At 59.7% G+C, this 17,172-nt stretch carries 19 protein-coding genes; 6 read left to right on the top strand and 13 right to left on the bottom strand.

Annotation, left to right across the window (positions count from 1 at the left end; translation table 11 throughout):
• Nucleotides 1-17 precede the first annotated feature (17 nt).
• The 11 genes from RGAI101_RS10815 to RGAI101_RS10770 all read right to left on the bottom strand — a co-directional run bounded on the left by RGAI101_RS10815 (nucleotide 18) and on the right by RGAI101_RS10770 (nucleotide 9,410).
• Complete coding sequence (locus RGAI101_RS10815; protein ID WP_008225947.1) at nucleotides 18-818, bottom strand: substrate-binding domain-containing protein; 801 nt, start codon at nucleotides 816-818, stop codon at nucleotides 18-20.
• Nucleotides 815-1,531 (bottom strand): ABC transporter ATP-binding protein, encoded by a 717-nt coding sequence (locus RGAI101_RS10810; protein WP_008227265.1) that lies wholly within the window; start codon nucleotides 1,529-1,531, stop codon nucleotides 815-817. The genes RGAI101_RS10815 and RGAI101_RS10810 overlap by 4 nt, the downstream gene beginning before the upstream one ends.
• Nucleotides 1,525-2,229, bottom strand: a complete 705-nt coding sequence (locus RGAI101_RS10805) for an ABC transporter permease (RefSeq protein ID WP_008227256.1) — start codon at nucleotides 2,227-2,229, stop codon at nucleotides 1,525-1,527. Before RGAI101_RS10805 ends, RGAI101_RS10810 begins: the two co-directional genes overlap by 7 nt.
• Before the next feature lie 40 nt (nucleotides 2,230-2,269).
• Complete coding sequence (locus RGAI101_RS22580; protein ID WP_008225892.1) at nucleotides 2,270-2,398, bottom strand: hypothetical protein; 129 nt, start codon at nucleotides 2,396-2,398, stop codon at nucleotides 2,270-2,272.
• Between the two features lie 57 nt (nucleotides 2,399-2,455).
• Nucleotides 2,456-3,658 (bottom strand): formate dehydrogenase subunit gamma, encoded by a 1,203-nt coding sequence (locus tag RGAI101_RS10800; protein ID WP_037229412.1) that lies wholly within the window; start codon nucleotides 3,656-3,658, stop codon nucleotides 2,456-2,458.
• A gap of 85 nt (nucleotides 3,659-3,743) precedes the next feature.
• A complete protein-coding gene (fdh3B, locus tag RGAI101_RS10795; RefSeq protein WP_008225499.1) occupies nucleotides 3,744-4,337 on the bottom strand; it encodes a formate dehydrogenase FDH3 subunit beta in 594 nt (197 codons plus the stop codon).
• Nucleotides 4,338-4,350: 13 nt separating this feature from the next.
• Nucleotides 4,351-7,332 (bottom strand): formate dehydrogenase subunit alpha, encoded by a 2,982-nt coding sequence (locus tag RGAI101_RS10790; protein ID WP_037227997.1) that lies wholly within the window; start codon nucleotides 7,330-7,332, stop codon nucleotides 4,351-4,353.
• Between the two features lie 97 nt (nucleotides 7,333-7,429).
• A complete protein-coding gene (locus tag RGAI101_RS10785) occupies nucleotides 7,430-7,618 on the bottom strand; it encodes a twin-arginine translocation signal domain-containing protein (RefSeq protein ID WP_008225323.1) in 189 nt (62 codons plus the stop codon).
• Nucleotides 7,619-7,675: 57 nt separating this feature from the next.
• Nucleotides 7,676-8,284 (bottom strand): TorD/DmsD family molecular chaperone, encoded by a 609-nt coding sequence (locus RGAI101_RS10780; RefSeq protein WP_008228365.1) that lies wholly within the window; start codon nucleotides 8,282-8,284, stop codon nucleotides 7,676-7,678.
• Complete coding sequence (locus RGAI101_RS10775; RefSeq protein WP_008227629.1) at nucleotides 8,281-8,877, bottom strand: DUF3306 domain-containing protein; 597 nt, start codon at nucleotides 8,875-8,877, stop codon at nucleotides 8,281-8,283. Before RGAI101_RS10775 ends, RGAI101_RS10780 begins: the two co-directional genes overlap by 4 nt.
• The gene (locus tag RGAI101_RS10770; RefSeq protein WP_037227996.1) at nucleotides 8,874-9,410 is read right to left on the bottom strand and encodes a DUF3305 domain-containing protein; all 537 of its coding nucleotides are present in this window, start codon (nucleotides 9,408-9,410) and stop codon (nucleotides 8,874-8,876) included. The genes RGAI101_RS10775 and RGAI101_RS10770 overlap by 4 nt, the downstream gene beginning before the upstream one ends.
• Nucleotides 9,411-9,765: 355 nt before the next feature.
• Between RGAI101_RS10770 and RGAI101_RS10765 the strand changes: the two genes are divergently transcribed.
• From RGAI101_RS10765 to RGAI101_RS10740, 6 genes are all read left to right on the top strand, one after another.
• The gene (locus RGAI101_RS10765; RefSeq protein ID WP_008229271.1) at nucleotides 9,766-11,718 is read left to right on the top strand and encodes a 4Fe-4S binding protein; all 1,953 of its coding nucleotides are present in this window, start codon (nucleotides 9,766-9,768) and stop codon (nucleotides 11,716-11,718) included.
• A 36-nt stretch (nucleotides 11,719-11,754) separates the two neighbouring features.
• A complete protein-coding gene (locus tag RGAI101_RS10760; protein ID WP_037227995.1) occupies nucleotides 11,755-11,955 on the top strand; it encodes a DUF6494 family protein in 201 nt (66 codons plus the stop codon).
• A complete protein-coding gene (locus RGAI101_RS10755) occupies nucleotides 11,952-13,019 on the top strand; it encodes an Mrp/NBP35 family ATP-binding protein (RefSeq protein ID WP_037227994.1) in 1,068 nt (355 codons plus the stop codon). The genes RGAI101_RS10760 and RGAI101_RS10755 overlap by 4 nt, the downstream gene beginning before the upstream one ends.
• The gene (locus RGAI101_RS10750) at nucleotides 13,016-13,717 is read left to right on the top strand and encodes a biotin/lipoate--protein ligase family protein (RefSeq protein WP_037227993.1); all 702 of its coding nucleotides are present in this window, start codon (nucleotides 13,016-13,018) and stop codon (nucleotides 13,715-13,717) included. Before RGAI101_RS10755 ends, RGAI101_RS10750 begins: the two co-directional genes overlap by 4 nt.
• Nucleotides 13,714-14,244, top strand: coding sequence for a DUF6505 family protein (locus RGAI101_RS10745; protein WP_008229254.1), 531 nt, complete (start codon nucleotides 13,714-13,716; stop codon nucleotides 14,242-14,244). The genes RGAI101_RS10750 and RGAI101_RS10745 overlap by 4 nt, the downstream gene beginning before the upstream one ends.
• A 109-nt stretch (nucleotides 14,245-14,353) precedes the next feature.
• Complete coding sequence (locus RGAI101_RS10740) at nucleotides 14,354-14,545, top strand: hypothetical protein (protein ID WP_037227992.1); 192 nt, start codon at nucleotides 14,354-14,356, stop codon at nucleotides 14,543-14,545.
• Here the strand turns inward: RGAI101_RS10740 and RGAI101_RS10735 are convergent.
• Nucleotides 14,542-14,961, bottom strand: a complete 420-nt coding sequence (locus tag RGAI101_RS10735; protein ID WP_008228083.1) for a hypothetical protein — start codon at nucleotides 14,959-14,961, stop codon at nucleotides 14,542-14,544. The genes RGAI101_RS10740 and RGAI101_RS10735 overlap by 4 nt on opposite strands.
• 93 nt (nucleotides 14,962-15,054) lie before the next feature.
• Nucleotides 15,055-17,172, bottom strand: a 2,118-nt coding sequence (pnp, locus tag RGAI101_RS10730) for a polyribonucleotide nucleotidyltransferase (protein WP_254655266.1), incomplete at its 5' end; no start/stop codon positions are given.

Raw genomic sequence — 17,172 nt, 5'->3', positions numbered from 1 at the left:
GGATGCGTTCAAAGATGTCAGCGTGTGGCGTTGAACGTAAACAGCTTTTCGCCCCCGATTTCATAGCCGTCAATCAGCGTTTTGGCGCGGTCACTGACCAGCCATGCCTCGAGCTTTTGCGCGGCATCGGTATTCACGTGGGGGTGTTTCGCGGGATTTACCGGCAGATAGGCATATTGGTTGAACAGCACCGGATCGCCTGCGAACAGGATCGCCAGATCGGATTTATTGGCAAAGTTCAGCCAGCTGGCCCGGTCCGACATGATGTAGGCCCCAAGCCCGGCAGCGGTGTTGAGGCTGGCCCCCATCCCGGCACCGACGGCCTTGTACCATTCGCCAAAACCGGCAGGGTCCAGATCGGCGGAAGCCCAAAGCGACAGTTCCTTCTTGTGGGTGCCGCTGTCGTCACCGCGGCTGACAAACATCGATTCGGCGGTTTCGATCTGCGCCAACGCATCCTTGGCTGATTTGGTGGTCTGGATCGCGGCGGGGTCGGCCTTGGGACCAATCAGCACGAAATCGTTATACATGATCTCGCGGCGGTGGGTGCCGTACCCGTCCGCAACGAATGCCTCTTCGGCCTTTTTCGAATGCACCAGAATGGCGTCCACATCGCCTGCTTCGCCCAGACGCAAGGCCTGACCGGTGCCGACGATCAGCAGTTGCACATCCAGATCCAGGTCCTGTTTGATCGCCGGAAGCAGCACCTCGGACAGGCCGGAGTTATTGAAAGACGTGGTCACCGCCATCTTCATCGTATCGGCATTGGCCAAGGTCGCACTGAGGCTTACGACAAGCGCTGCAAAGAGGTGTTTCATTCCAATATGTCTCCGTTCAGGAAAGATGCAAATTCTGTTGTCCGGGGCACGTCAAAAGCCATTGGCGCGGCGGCGGCTTCGTGAATAGCACCCTTAAACAGAAACAGGACATCGGTCGCAAGGCGCCGTGCCTGACCCAGATCATGGGTGGCCATCACAAGGCGGGTTCCTGCCTTGTGGGCGGTCAAAAGCAACGCCTCGATCTCTTTGACGGATCGGCCATCCAGATTTGAGCAAGGCTCGTCCAGAAACAGGATTTCGGGGGCGCGGATCAGCGCACGGGCTAAGGCCAGCTTTTGCTTTTCACCGCCCGACAGCCGTGTGGCGGACCGATCCAGCGCATCGGCCAGTCCGATCCGGCCCGCCCAAAGGCTCACGGCGGCGTCGATATCGGCTTGCGGCGCTCCGAGTATCTTCAACGGATAGGCTAGGTTCGCCCGGACCGACCGCCGCAACATGACGGGGTTCTGGAACACGTAAGCCTGTTTCGTGCGCGCCACGTCATCGGGGCCAGACCAGTCGACCGTCCCTTGGGACAGCCGCTCAAGCCCGTGCAAGGCCTTGAGCAGGGTCGTTTTACCAGCGCCGTTCGGCCCCAGCACAATCGTGAAGCCCGTCGGTCCCAAGGTCAGGTTCACTGGGCCCAACAACGTCTTGCCGCGTTTTCGAATGCTGACATCCCGCATATGGACGGGCAGGGCCAAGGTTACCATCTGCCCTCTCTTTCCGTGCGCGACAGGGCGTGGATGATCAGGTTCACGCCAAGCGCGAGGGCGATCAGCACAAAGCCAAGACCAAGGGCCAGCGCAAAATCGCCCTTGCCGGTTTCCAATGCGATGGCCGTGGTCAGCACGCGGGTGGCGTGGTCGATATTACCGCCGACGATCATGATCGCGCCCACCTCGCCGATCGCGCGGCCGAACCCGGCCAGCGCTGCGGTCAGCAAGGCCCTGCGCCCGTCAAGGATCAGGGTCAGGATACGCTGCCCGGGCGTGGTGTTCAGCGAAATCAACAGATCGTGATATTCGGCCCAAAGGTCACGCATGGCCTGATGGGTGATGGATGCGATCAAGGGCGTGATGATGATCACCTGAGCGATGATCATGGCCGAAGGCGTGAACAGCAGCCCAAAAACGCCAAAGGGGCCGGACCGTGACAACAGCAAATAGACGATCAGCCCGACGACAACGGGCGGCAGGCCCATCATCGCGTTCAGCACGGCAATGGCCGTGCGGCGAAACCGAAACCGCCGGATCGCCAGCCATGTGCCAAAGGGCAGCGCGATGGCGGATGCGATCACCAGGGCCGTCAAACTGACCTGGAGCGAGCGCAGGGTAATCTCGATCAGGTCCGGATCACCGTTGACGACCAGCCAGAATGCAGAAGAAAGGCCTGCCCAGATGTCATTCATCGGGCAGGCCGCGTTTCGAAGAAGTCATAGGTGCCTGTCTTCAGTCGCCCAGACGGACGTTGCTGTCAGAGGTCATGTCAGCCGATGAAAATCCGGCGTTCGTCAGGGCAAGGTTTGCCCCGACACAGATCACGATCAAGGCCAGAACGGCCCCAAGAAAAGCTTTCATTTGGCACCTCGGTGTTGCGTTGTTGCAGGCGTTGCATATGTCATCTTGCGTGCCTTCCTATTCGGCCGGATGCGTGGCGGGCGCGGCCTTGCTTTGCTCTGCCACGACTTCATCGGCCCAGATGCTGTGATGCTCGCGCGCCCATTCCAGATCGACGTCGCCCGATCCCATCGCCTCGAACGCACCTTCCATGCCGAGGGTACCGATGTAGATATGCGCGATGATCACGGCCATCAGCACAAAGCTGACGATGGCGTGCCAAAGCTGTGCGTATTGCATTTCCTCTTGCGGGGTCAACGCAGCCTCGATCGGGCCGAAACCCAGCAACTGGGGCAGGCCCATGTCGTTCAGCTTGGCAAAGGTCGGTCCGAACATGTTGATTTCAAACGGGAACAACAGCGACAGGCCAGAGACCGAAATCGAGGTACCCAGAATGATGACGGACCAGAAGATCAGCTTTTGACCGGCATTGAACTTCTTGGCGGGTGGATGACCTTTGCCAAAAATACCGCCGCCTTTGAGAATCCAGTTGATGTCGGTGCGATCGGGCAGGTTGTGGGCAATCCACATCACGAACACCATCACCAGGCCCAACATGAACGCCCACGAGACGTTGTTGTGAACCCACTTGCCGGCAATCGCAAAGGTCGAAAACGCCTCGTGACCAAAGGTTGGGATCAGCAGCTTGCGGCCCGCAAGCTGGATCAGGCCGGTCAGCCCGAGCAGTATGAAAGACCCCGCAATCAACCAGTGGCCGAACCGTTCGATCCATTTGAACCGTTCGATCGTGATGCCCGCACGGCCATGTTCGATCTTGATCCGGCCACGGATCAGAAAGAAGATCGCCAGCAGCAGCACCGTGATGCCCAGAAGGGCACCGCCATAGGTCAGCAGGGGGCCTTCGCGAAAGTTAAGCCACCACATGCCGCCTTCTTGCATCAGAACCTTTGCCGCGGGGCCTTTGTTGCTTGCCACCACTGCGGTGCCTTCATTGGCGCGGATTTCGCGCCAAAGCGTCGGGTCGGACGCCCCGCCAAGGGTCCCGAGCTGGTCGGCTGTCGGGGCTCCGGCACGGGTCTCGGGCAGCGGGACCTGGGCACCAAACGGCACATCTTCGCCGCGCTGACGGGCAAGGATGTCTTCAAGGGTTTGTTTGCCCGGTTCGGTGACCATCGGATCGCCCGAGGCGTCTTGCGCCGCAGTCAGGCCAGCAAAGGATGCGATGAAAACAAGGGGCAGCAGGATGCGCAGAAACGCCATCGTGACCTCCAACAGATAAAGTTAAAATGGCCCGCCAGCATGTGCGCCAGCGGGCCAGTGAAGACATGTAATCTAGAAAGGGGCGTTAGCCACCTTTTTGATCGTATGCCGTGCCCCAGCCCCATGCGCCGGACCCGAAACCACGGGCGACAACACGCTCGCGGTAGATACCGGAGACCACGTCGCCGTCACCGGCAAGCAGGGCCTTGGTCGAACACATTTCGGCACAGATCGGCAATTTGCCTTCTGCGATCCGGTTGCGGCCGTATTTCTGGAACTCGGCTTCGGAATTGTTCTCCTCGGGGCCACCGGCGCAGAAGGTACATTTGTCCATCTTTCCGCGCGATCCAAAGTTGCCCGCCTGTGGGTACTGCGGCGCGCCGAAGGGGCAGGCGTAAAAGCAGTAGCCGCAGCCGATGCACAGGTCTTTGGAGTGTAGAACCACACCGTCGTCGGTCTGGTAGAAGCAATCTACCGGACATACGGCCATACAGGGCGCGTCCGAACAGTGCATGCAGGCAACCGAGATCGAGCGTTCGCCCGGTGTGCCGTCCTGGATCGTGACCACCTTGCGGCGGTTGATGCCCCACGGCACCTCGTGTTCGTTCTTACAGGCCGTGACGCATGCGTTGCATTCGATGCAGCGTTCGGCGTCGCAGAGAAACTTTGCTCTTGCCATCTTGTCGGTCTCCTTACGCTGTCCAGATTTTGCAGAGGGTCACTTTGGTCTCTTGCATCTGAGTTACTGAATCATAGCCATATGTCTGTGCGGTGTTTGTGGATTCACCCAACACATAGGGGTCTGCGCCGTCAGGATATCTGTCCCGCAGATCGACCCCTTCCATGTGACCGCCAAAGTGGAACGGCATGAAGGCCACGCCGCTTTCGACCCGCTCTGTCACCATGGCCATCACTTTGACCTTGCCGCCTTCCGGGCCTTCGACCCAGACCTGCGCCCGGTCACGCACGCCGATGTTGTTGGCATCGCGCGGGTTGATCTCGATGAACATGTCCTGCTGAAGCTCGGCCAACCAGGGGTTGGACCGGGTTTCATCACCGCCACCTTCGTATTCGACCAAGCGGCCAGACGTCAGGATGATCGGATAGTCCTTGGAAAAGTCGTTTTCCTGAATGGACTTGTACATGGTGGGCACGCGCCAGAACTTCTTGTCTTCATAGGTAGGATAGTCGGCCACCAGATCACGACGGTTGGTATAAAGCGGCTCGCGGTGGATTGGCACCGGATCGGGGAAGGTCCAGACCACGGCGCGGGCCTTGGCGTTGCCGAAGGGGGCGCAGCCATGCTTGATCGCGACGCGCTGGATGCCGCCCGACAGGTCGGTCTTCCAGTTCACGCCACCGGTCTTGGCGGTGTAATCGGATGGCGTTTCGCCTGTTTGCGATGTTTCGCCAACTTCTTCAGTGGGCTTTTCATCGGACGCTGGACGGCCTTCGGGGTAGCCTGCCACATAGTTGATCACAGCCATCTCTTCATCGGTCAGGTCGCCGTCCCAGCCCAGTTCACGCAGCATCTGCATGGTGAATTCGGGGTAGCCGTCCTGGATTTCCGATCCGACGCTGTAGACGCCTTCGGCCAGCAGGTTGTCGCCATCACGTTCTACGCCGAAACGGGCGCGGAAGGTCAGACCGCCTTCGGCAACCGGCATCGACATGTCGTACAGGTTCGCCGTGCCGGGGTGGTTCATCTCGGGGGTGCCCCAGGCAGGCCATGGCATGCCGTAGAAATCGCCATCGGCTGGTCCGCCATTCGCCCGCAACGTCGTGCGGTCGAATGTGTGCTGATTGGCCATGTGCATTTTCATACGCTCTGGGCTTTGCCCGGTATAGCCGATGGTCCACATGCCGCGGTTGAATTCGCGGGTAATGTCTTCGACTACGGGCTCGTCACCTTCGATCGCGATGTTCTTGAACAGCCGGTCAGTGAAACCGAACTTGTCTGCGAACAGCTTGATGATCGTGTGATCCTCTTTGGACTCGAACAGCGGCTCGACGACTTTGTCACGCCATTGCAGCGACCGGTTGGAGGCGGTTACGGACCCGCGTGTCTCGAACTGTGTACAGGCGGGCAGGAGGTACAGACCATCCTGACGGTCCTGCATAACAGCAGACACGGTGGGGTAGGGATCAACCACGACCATCAGGTCGAGTTTTTCCATCGCTGTGACCATTTCCTTTTGACGGGTCTGAGAGTTGGGCGCGTGGCCCCACAGAACCATCGCACGGGTATTGTCGGGCTGGTCGATGTTTTCCTTGTCTTCCAGCACGCCGTCGATCCAGCGGCTGACCGGAATACCGGTCAGGTTCATCATCGACGTATCGCCAAAGGACGCATCCGAGAAGCGACCCTTGAGCCAGTCAAGGTCTTCCTCCCAAACACGCGCCCAGTGGGCCCAGGCACCAGCGCTCAGGCCGTAATAGCCGGGCAGGGTGTCCGCCAGAACGCCAAGGTCGGTTGCACCTTGCACGTTGTCGTGGCCGCGGAAGATGTTGGTGCCGCCGCCGGCCGTACCCATGTTACCAAGGGCCAGCTGCAGGATGCAATAGGCGCGGGTGTTGTTGTTGCCGTTGGTGTGCTGCGTGCCGCCCATGCACCAGATTACGGTGCCGGGGCGGTTGTTGGCCAGCGTACGCGCAACGCGCTCAAGCTGCTTTGCGGGTGCACCTGTGACGCGCTCGACCTCATCGGGAGTCCACTTGGCGACTTCGTCCCGGATCTGCTCCATACCCCAGACGCGGGTGCGGATGAAATCCTTGTCCTCCCACCCGTTTTCAAAGATGTGCCACAGGATACCCCAGACCAGTGCAACATCCGACCCGGGCCGGAAGCGGACATATTCGTCAGCGTGGGCGGCGGTGCGCGTGAAGCGCGGGTCACACACGATCAGCGGTGCGTTGTTTTCCTCTTTCGCCTTCAGCAGGTGCAGGAGGGAAACAGGGTGCGCTTCGGCGGGGTTGCCACCGATCACAAAGATCGCCTTGCTGTTGTGAATGTCGTTGTAGCTGTTGGTCATGGCACCGTAGCCCCATGTATTCGCAACGCCCGCAACGGTAGTCGAGTGGCAGATCCGCGCCTGGTGGTCGACGTTGTTGGTGCCCCAGTAGGCCGCGAACTTGCGGAACAGGTAGGCCTGTTCGTTGTTGTGCTTGGCAGAACCCAGCCAATAAACCGAATCCGGTCCGCTTTCTTCGCGGATCGTGTTCATCTTGTCGCCGATTTCGTTGATCGCCTGTTCCCAGCTGATCCGAACCCACTGACCGCCTTCTTTTTTCATCGGGTATTTCAGGCGACGTTCACCATGCGCGTGCTCGCGTACAGAGGCCCCTTTGGCGCAATGGGCCCCCAGGTTGAAGGGGCTGTCCCAGCCGGGTTCCTGGCCTGTCCACACGCCGTTCGATACTTCGGCGATGACCGTACAGCCGACCGAACAGTGGGTGCAGACCGATTTGATCGTTTCGACCGCACCATTGACGGCTGTTGCGGCGGATGCCTGTGTCACTGACCCTGCGGTCGCGGCGATGGCTGCCAGGCCACCGATGGCCAGACCGGAACCGCGCAGGAATGCACGACGGTCGACGGATTTTTCGGCGATATCGGACAGCATGCCAGCCCGTTGGGGCCGTCTTGCCAATCCGTTTGTCTTTTTCCGAAGCATAGTATCCTCCCTTGGATGCCCGCGTGATCCGTGAACCGTTGTTCAGGCCGGGGCTGATTGTTCCCACCAAAGCTTTTGCACGGTGGTGGTTTGAAGCTTAAAAGCGGGTGCTGTCCAGATACGCGCGGGTGTGCGCGGTATCCTGCATTGTGCTGGATTGCAGATCGACAGGCTGCGCCTCTGCGGCCGTACCGCTTGCGGCCACGGCTACGACGGCAGCCGGTGCTGCTGTGCCTGCCAGCTTAAGGAAGTTGCGGCGGCTGGTGCCTTTGGTATCCTGGGTCATGGGTTTTTAGCCCCTTTCCTTGGTTGCGCGGGCGAACCCGCTGTTGTGTCGCGGTATCTAGCCCGCCGTCATACGAAATGCTTCGCGTTCGATATCCATGAAGACATGGCCAACCTCGGCCACCCCTGCATAAAGTACTGAATTTTTCGCAGCTTTGAGATCGGCAAAGAAATGCCCCGCCCAAGGTGCGATATGCTTGTTGAAAAACGACCGTTGAGCCGCATCAGACGCAGGAGCGCCAAAGCGCCCGACGATCATGCCGCCCATCATCTCCATCAGGGAGGCGATGTTGTCTTCGGGTTCGAACACGTTTGCGGCACGGCTGATGCGTTGTGCCGACATGTCGGTGCGCAGGGCCGCAAGGGGTTTTTCGTTCAGAAACCCGGTCAGGTAATAGCTGGCATAGGGCAGCAATTCACCCCGGCCCAGACCGATGAACAACGCGTTGAATTCGGTTTCGACCTTCTTTGGTGTCATCGCCTTGGCCACGCGCGCCAACCCGTTGATCGCTTGGCCCAGATCGCTGTCGTCACCGGACAGGCCTGCGGTTTGGTCCAGCAGCATCTGATCAGCCGGATGGGCCAGCATCACGCCAAGATAGTTGTAGAGATCGGCCCGCAGGCGATCTTCGACGGTGACAACAGGGGCTTGCGCAGTGGCGGTCATGTGCTGTGTTCCTCAAAGCGGAAGGCCATGCGGCGGGGCGTTACGATTGGCGCATCCTGTGTGTCCGGGGCAGCCGCCGTATCGGGGGCGTCTTGCTGTGCGGTGTCTGGCGTAGCGTCGGCCATAGCTTGCGGTTCTTCGGCCACGACGGGAGCGTCTTCCTGTAGGGATTCTTGTTCGGTCAGGGCCAAAGCCTTTTTGGCGATATCTTCGACGTGGCGGCGCAGGCCCTGACCCACCTGATAGCTGGTCGTGAAATCCGTCACGGCAGAGGCTTGAGTATAGTCATCGGCGTAATCCACCAGATCGTCCAGACAGGCGAGCACAGGGTTGGACACCCACAGCTTGCGCAGGGCGCGGCGGCGCAGATGTTCGGGGATCGCACGGGACATGAAAGCGGTGAAGTCATCGCCCGCCTTCAAAGTATCAGGATCGGGCAGATCGAATTCGGCCAGCAGTTCGGCATCGGTTTTCTCGGCAAGAGCGGCCTGTTCTTCGGCCTCTACCTGCGCCTCGGCTGCCCGTAATGCGGTTTCTTCTTCGGCGCGCACCGCAGCGCGGCGGCGGTCCCAGAAAGAGGTGTGGCGGGTCATTGTGCAGGCTCCGATCCGGCGCGGCGCGGGGCACGGTACACATCGGTCGTCTGGCTGATCCGCGCATCGCCGATGCCGTCCTGCTTGTGCTCGCGGTGCTTGTCACGGCGGCGCTTCACGAACGCTTCTTCCTCGTGGTGTTCGTCGACATAGGACGCGATCCACGCATGGACCTGCGGGGTCATCATGACCTTTTCCACGATGTCTTCACCGTTGTCGCTGTAATCCTGCGCCTCGTAGGGCGACGCCGTGACCATCACCACCTCAAGCGGTTTCGCCGGGTCACTGGTTTCGCGGCAGATCACATAGACGCAGGGCACATTGGCGGCGAGCCCGTGAACATACGCCTCTGTATCCGTACGGTAGATGGTCAGCGGCACGGTCGTGACGTGATAGTCGGATACATCGCCATCGGTGCGCAGCAATTTCCAGTCGGCAGGGTCGGCACCCGGCAGGATGCAAACGGCACGCCACGCAAACTTCGCCCATTTCGTAACCCCGGGGGATTTACGAAGCACCACGCCGACTGGCATGGAGAGCGCTGATTTGGGCAGTGCGTTCACGTGTCTTCCTGTATTTTGTCAGGTTCGGGTTCTGGTATACTGACGTATTCTGACGTCACTTCAAAGTGTCTTTTTGTCACCTTGCCGAAGACGTGAAGCTTTCTGCGATGCAGCATGTGCGGCGCGGGGCCCGAAACCTCAATTTTTTATGGAAACTTCAGCGTCCTGATTGTTTTCGCTTGGAAATTTATTTTGCGACCGTGTGCAAAATTCAACAGGCTACCCCAATGAATTTGGGGTTTGCGGCTGCCGTTGAACATCATTAGCTTACCCCGAAATGCTGACGGGCCCCCGTGTAGGGAATATCCCTGTCAGGGGGGAGACTATGGAAAAAACACTTCTGCTTTGTGACTGTCTGGGCAGTCAGACCGTTGACGCGGATGGGCTGTCAAAAGCGGCGGGGCTGGCCTGTTCCAAGGTGCACCGCAGTCTGTGCACGGATCAGATAAACATCGCCGCCGAAGCGATCAAAGCCGGGGACGTGACCATCGCGTGCCAGCAGGAACGCCGCCGATTCGAGGATCTTGCCGAAGAACTTGAAGCAGAGGTCCCCGGTTTCGTCGATATCCGTGACCGCGCCGGATGGCATGACGGTCCCGGCGATGCGACCCCGAAAATGGCGGCCTTGGTGGCCGAGGCGCATTTAGCCTCCCCCGCGCCGCGGGTTCTGGATGTCGTGTCCGAGGGGACATGTCTGGTGTTCGGCCCTGCCGACCTCGCGCTTGAGGTGGCGGACAAGCTGGCTGATACGCTGGCGGTGACGGTGCTTGTGGCGGCTGGATCCGACGTGTCGATTGACCCGCGGTTTGATGTGGTGCGCGGCAAGATCCGCAAGGCGGCGGGATCGCTTGGCAACTTCAATCTGACGCTTGATGCGCTCGAGGTGATGATCCCCGGCGGGCGCGGCGCAGCTGACTTCACGGCCCCGCGCGATGGCGCGCTGTCTCAATGCGATATCATTCTGGACCTAAGCGGCGACACCTCCCTGTTTCCGGCACCGCACAAGCGCGACGGGTATCTGCGCGCCGACCCCGGCAGCCAACCCGCCGTGGCCGAAGCCGTGCAGCAGGCGATGCAGATGGTCGGCACCTTTGAAAAGCCGCTTTACGTGCGCCTGACCGAAAGCCTGTGCGCGCATTCGCGGGCGGAACAGGCGGCTTGTTCAAACTGCCTTGACCTGTGCCCCACGGGGGCGATCACGTCGGCCGGGGAACATGTCGCGATTGACCCGCTGATTTGCGCAGGCTGCGGCAGTTGTTCAGCCGTGTGCCCGTCGGGGGCCATCACCTATGATGCACCGCCGGTCGACACGCTGTTCCGCAGGCTGTCCACCCTTGCCAGCACATACCGCAAGGCGGGCGGTCTGGCCCCGCGTCTGCTGGTCCATGATGAAGACCACGGGGCCGAGATGATCAGCCTGTTCGCAAGGTATGGCGCTGGTCTGCCGACCGATGTGATCCCCTTGGCTGTCGATGCGCTGGCAGGGTTTGGCCATGCGGAAATGCTGGCTGCACTTGGCTGTGGTTTCACCGCTGTCGATGTCCTGCTGTCGCCAAAAACGGAAAGCGATGTGATCGAGGCGCAAGCCGATATCGCCCGCGCGATCAGTGGCAGCGATGCGATCCGGTTGCTGGATCTGGCGGACCCCGATGCGCTGGAAGGCGCGTTGATGCCCGGCACGCTCCAGCCCGCCCACGAGACTCTGCTGCCCCTTGGCACGCGCCGCCAGATCGCACGGCTTGCGGGGAAAACCTTGCAACCCGACGCGCAGGTGATCGATCTGCCCGACGCCGCCCCCTATGGCGCGGTGCTGGTGGATACGGACGCCTGCACGCTGTGTCTGTCCTGTGTGTCGCTGTGCCCGTCGGGCGCGTTGGGCGACAACCCTGATCTGCCGCAACTGCGCTTTCAGGAAGATGCCTGCCTGCAATGCGGGCTGTGTGCCAACATCTGCCCCGAACAGGCGATCACGCTGAAGCCACAGATGAACCTGACGGATGCGGCATTCACCCAGGTTGTGCTGCACGAAGAGGAACCTTTTGCCTGTATCGAATGCGGCAACCTGTTCGGGGTGAAATCCACCGTTGAAAAGATCACGGAAAAGCTGGCCGGCAAACATGCGATGTTCGCGTCATCGGAAGCGGCGAAGATGATCCAGATGTGTGACAACTGCCGCGTCAATGCGCAGTATCACGCGCAAAACAACCCGTTGGCCGGCAAGGAACGTCCCCGCGTGCGGACCTCGGAAGACTATTTCAGCAAGCGCAAAGATCACTAGGCGCTTTGTCAAAACCCTAAATCTCAGGAGAACATCATGAGCGATGATTTCAACATGTCGATGCGCAAATTCCTCAAGCAGGTCGGCGTCACTTCGCAGCAAGCCATCGAAAAGGCGATGCGCGAAGGTGGTGACACCGCTGGTAAGACCTATCACGCCAAGATGGTGCTGACCATCGACGGGCTTGACGTCGAACATATCGTGACCGGCGACATCCAAGGGCAGTCAGAAGCGTGAGCGTGACCCGCGACGCCGTTCTGGCCTGCCTCAAGACCCTGAACGACCCGGTTTCCGGCAAGGACATTGTCGAATTGGGTCTGGTCAAAGCGTTGACCGTCGATGAGGGCGCTGTGCGTTTCGTGCTGGAGGTCAACCCGTCCCATGCAGACGCCTACGCGGCGCTGCGTGATCAGGCCGATGCGGCGGTCAAGGCACTGGACGGGGTCAAAACCGTCTCTGCCGTACTGACCGCGCATTCCAAGCAGGCCGCGCCGCCTGATCTGAAGATGGGCCGTAAATCCGAACCTACCGGCCCTGAAAAAATTCCCGGTGTGGACCGTATTCTTGCGATTGCCTCTGGCAAGGGCGGTGTGGGGAAATCCACCGTTGCCGCCAATCTGGCCTGTGCACTGGCCGCCGAAGGGCGGCGTGTGGGCATGCTGGATGCCGATGTCTACGGCCCTTCGCAGCCCCGGATGCTGGGCGTGTCCGGACGGCCTGCGTCGCCTGATGGCAAGACGATCCTGCCGATGCGCAACTTTGGCGTCACGATGATGTCGATCGGGCTGATGACCAATGACGATCAGGCGGTCGTCTGGCGCGGCCCCATGCTGATGGGCGCGTTGCAGCAGATGATGATGCAGGTGCAATGGGGCGCGCTGGATGTGCTGATCGTGGATCTGCCCCCTGGCACCGGCGACGTGCAGATGACGCTGGCGCAAAAGGCGCAGGTTGATGGCGCGATCATCGTGTCCACTCCGCAAGATGTGGCGCTGCTGGATGCCCGCAAGGGGATCGACATGTTCAACCAGCTCAAGACGCCTATCATCGGCATGATCGAAAACATGAGCACGCACATCTGTTCAAATTGCGGTCACGAGGAACATGTGTTCGGCCATGGTGGTGTCGCAGCCGAGGCCGCCAAACTGGGCGTGCCCCTGCTGGCGGAAATCCCGCTGCATCTGGACATTCGCGTGGCGGCGGATGGTGGTGCGCCCATCGTGGTGTCGAAACCCGATAGCCCACAGGCCGAAGCATTCCGCACCGTTGCCAAGGCGTTGGTCGCAGGCGGTCACGCGTGACCGATGCCCCGGTGTTCCCACCGCTGCTGACGGGGCTGCACGCCGCTGACCCGTTCGCGCGCGCCTGTGCCGAGGCGCGGCAAGGGTGCAATGCCGGGCTGGTGGTCTATGATCCGGGGCCAAGCGTCCTGCAGGGCGCGATCGTCTTCGCCCCCGAAGTGCCTCTCGCGTCTGCGATGGCGATGCTGCCGCTTTGCGCGGTGGGCTTCCAGAATGCCCTTGGCGCGCTGGCCCCGCCCGAAGTCGGCGTGCATCTGGCGTGGAATGGCGAATTGCGGGTGAACGGGGCGATCTGCGGGCAGATGCGCGCGACTGTGTCCGACCCTGATCCACAAGCTGTCCCTGACTGGCTGGTCGTGGGCTTTACCGTCAACATCCTGCCCCAAAGCGACACCCCCGGCGATACACCCGATCAGACCACGCTATTCGGCGAAGGCTGTTCCGAGGTGAACCCGGTGACCCTGCTTGAATCTTGGGCGCGGCATACGCTGGTGGCGCTGAACCGGTGGTCCGACGACGGGCCCGGACCGCTGCACAAGGAATGGACCGGCCTTGCGTGGAACATCGGAAAAGACGTGACCCATGGCGATCTGTCGGGGCGTTTTACCGGCGTTGACCAAGACTTTGGGCTGCTGCTGAAATCCACCGACACGACCCACCTTATCCCCCTGACTGACCTGTTGGAGCCTGCCTCATGAGCGATCTTTTCCTCGCCCGCGCGATCCATTTCGACGAAAGCGACCGAAACGTGTTCCATTCCCCTGCGCGTACCGGCGAATGGTGCGTATCGGGCGGGTTCGAGTTTTCGAACTGGTCCGACGGCGATCTGACCGGCAAGGCGCGGCAGGCCTTTGCAAACGGATGGATGGGGGTTGAAACCTTTGGCCGTGTGACGTTCGTGGCCGTGACCAAGGCCGAACCCTTTGAAGTCGAGGCAATCACCCTGCAATTGATGAAACATTTCGTCGAGATTTACGGTGCCCCGTCGATGGAAGCCGCCCGCCCCGTCGCCGAAGAAGAGGTCACCCAGATGATGGAACTGTGCGCCGACCATGCGCCCAACACCCTGCTGACCGTCGCGCGCGAGCTATCCGAAAGCGGCGTGCGCGAGAGCTTCAGGTTTATCGAGCCACAAGATGCAGGCATCGACCAGTTCGCGGTGCATGGATCGTTGGACGAGGATGACCACGATCATGACCATAGCGGGCACGGTCATTCACACTAAAGACGAAGACTGGGGCGGCGCTGGCAAGCCGCCATTGTAAACGGAAATTTCTTGCGATTTATCCAGCCTTTCTGCAAGGTATCGCCGAATTTGGCGAAGGAGTGTCTGCATGGGGTTTTGGCAAGACGTCGTAGAAACGGTAACCGAAGCGATCAACAACCTTTCAGGGAATGGCAAGTCGGTTCAGGACAATATCGTGAATGATCTGAAAGACCACGCTGGCGGAAACGACAACGGGAATGACGGCGGTGGCAATGACGCGGGTAACGATGCTGGAAACGGCGGCGGATCGGATGATTAACTTTTAAGAACCTTGGTCAACCTGAAGAAGATGTCGATCCAAAAGCCAAGGACAATGCCGATTGCGACCGTCTTGAGATGGTCCATCAGATCAAAGACTTCGAGATAGTCGAGGATGGAGAAAGCTGCGTCTGGAAACAGCAGGGCATTGACGCCTCCGAGTAGAAACCACCACGCGAGATAGCCGATCCCGTCGCAAAGGAACCGCATCAGCCAGAAATTGAATCTAAGCGTAATGCGCAAGAGATACTTGCGCCAAACCGAATAGACAGCGCCGGTGATAAACAGGCTAAGCAAGTAGAGCAGAATATCTGGGGTAAACAGACCTTCGGAAAACGCGCCGGTACCAAACAGAATGAAATTTAAACCAATGAAAAATAACGTGTAGGAAAGCGCGTCGTAGAAAAATCGGGTCATACTATTCGGTTCGCAGTTTGTCCGATCAACGTGATAACAAAAAAGCCCCGGTGTTTCCACCGGGGCTTGATCGTTTCAGATAGTGGTTAAGGATTACTCCTCGGAACCTTCTTCTTTCTTTATCTCTTCGCCCGTTTCCTGATCGACGACTTTCATCGACAGGCGAACCTTGCCGCGGTCGTCAAAGCCCAGCAGTTTGACTTTCACTTCCTGACCTTCCTTCAGAACGTCCGAAGGGTGGTTCAGGCGGCGGTTTTCGATCTGGGACACGTGGACCAGACCGTCGCGCTTGCCAAAGAAGTTCACGAAGGCACCGAAATCGACGATCTTGACGACGGTACCGGTGTAAACCGCACCCTCTTCAGGCTCGGCCACGATGGACCAGATCATGTCATAGGCTTTCTTGATCGACTCGCCGTTTGGCGATGCGATCTTGATGATGCCTTCGTCATTGATGTCGACCTTGGCACCGGACACTTCGACGATTTCGCGGATCACTTTACCGCCGGAACCGATAACTTCACGGATCTTGTCGGTTGGGATCTGCATCGTTTCGATGCGTGGGGCGTGGACCGAGAATTCACCCGCGCCGGACAGGGCCTTGTTCATTTCACCAAGGATGTGAACGCGGCCGGCTTTGGCTTGGGCCAGGGCTTTTTCCATGATCTCTGGCGTGATGCCTGCGATCTTGATGTCCATCTGCAGCGACGTGATACCTGCTTCGGTACCGGCCACTTTAAAGTCCATGTCGCCAAGGTGGTCTTCGTCACCCAGGATGTCGGACAGGATCGCGTAGGAGCCGTCTTCTTCCAGGATCAGACCCATCGCAACACCTGCAACCGGTGCCTTGAGCGGTACACCTGCGTCCATCATGGACAAGGAGCCACCACAGACCGACGCCATCGAGCTTGAGCCGTTCGATTCAGTGATCTCGGACACAACGCGGATGGTGTAGGGGAAGTCGGTGGAAGCCGGCAGAACCGCCTGCAACGCACGCCAAGCCAGCTTGCCGTGACCGATTTCGCGACGGCCAGGGCCGGAAACGCGACCAACTTCACCAACCGAATAGGGAGGGAAGTTGTAGTGCAGCAGGAAGTTGGATTTGAAGTTGCCGTGCAGCGCGTCGATGAACTGTTCGTCATCGCCGGTGCCCAGTGTCGTCACAACCAGACCCTGTGTTTCGCCGCGTGTGAACAGGGCGGAACCGTGGGTGCGGGGCAGGATGCCTGTTTCGGACACGATGTCACGGATTTCGTCAGTCTTGCGACCGTCGATGCGTGTACCGGTTTTGACAACGTCACCGCGCAGGATCGACGCTTCGAGCTTTTTCAACGCGGAACCAAGGTTCGCATCTTCTTTCTGCTCGTCGGTCAGGGCTGCCTTGATGGTCTCGCGGGCGGCGGCGACGGCTGCTGTACGCTCTTGCTTGTCGGAAATCGCGAAGGCGGCGCGCATTTCGGTTTCGCCAGCGGCTTTGACAGCCGCGGAAAGGTCCGAATAATCAACCGGCTGGAAATCAAACGGCTCTTTCGCGGTGTCTTCGGCCAGATCGATGATCAGGTCGATAACGGGCTGGATCTGCTCGTGGGCGAATTTGACCGCACCCAGCATTTCTTCTTCCGACAGCTCGTAAGCTTCGGATTCAACCATCATCACGGCTTCTTTGGTACCGGCAACAACCAGATCAAGACGCTGTTCCGGCTTCAGGCGCAGGTCCTGCATGTCGTCGACGGTCGGGTTGAGGATGTAGTCGCCACCTTCAAAACCAACGCGGCACGCGGCAATCGGGCCACGGAACGGCGCACCGGAAATGGTCAGCGCAGCGGATGCGGCGATCATCGCGACCATATCGGGGTCGTTGACCAGATCGTGCGACAGAACGGTACACATCACCAGAACTTCGTTCTTGAAGCCGGGGACGAACAGCGGGCGGATCGGACGGTCGATCAGGCGGGCTGTCAGTGTTTCTTTCTCGGTGGGGCGGGCCTCACGCTTGAAAAAGCCACCCGGTACTTTACCGGCGGCATAGTATTTCTCTTGGTAGTGAACGGTCAGCGGGAAAAAGTCCTGACCGGGCTTTTGCTGACGTGCAAAAGTGACGTTGGCCATGACGCTGGTTTCGCCCAGTGTCGCAATGACCGAACCGTCTGCCTGACGGGCCACCTTGCCTGTTTCCAGTGTCAGCGTCTCTTCCCCCCACTGCATGGATTT

It is taken from the genome of Roseobacter sp. GAI101, from assembly GCF_000156335.1.
GTDB lineage: Bacteria > Pseudomonadota > Alphaproteobacteria > Rhodobacterales > Rhodobacteraceae > Sulfitobacter.
The sequence above is the reverse complement of the archived record's forward strand: the minus strand, read 5'-3'. Positions and strand labels throughout refer to the sequence as shown.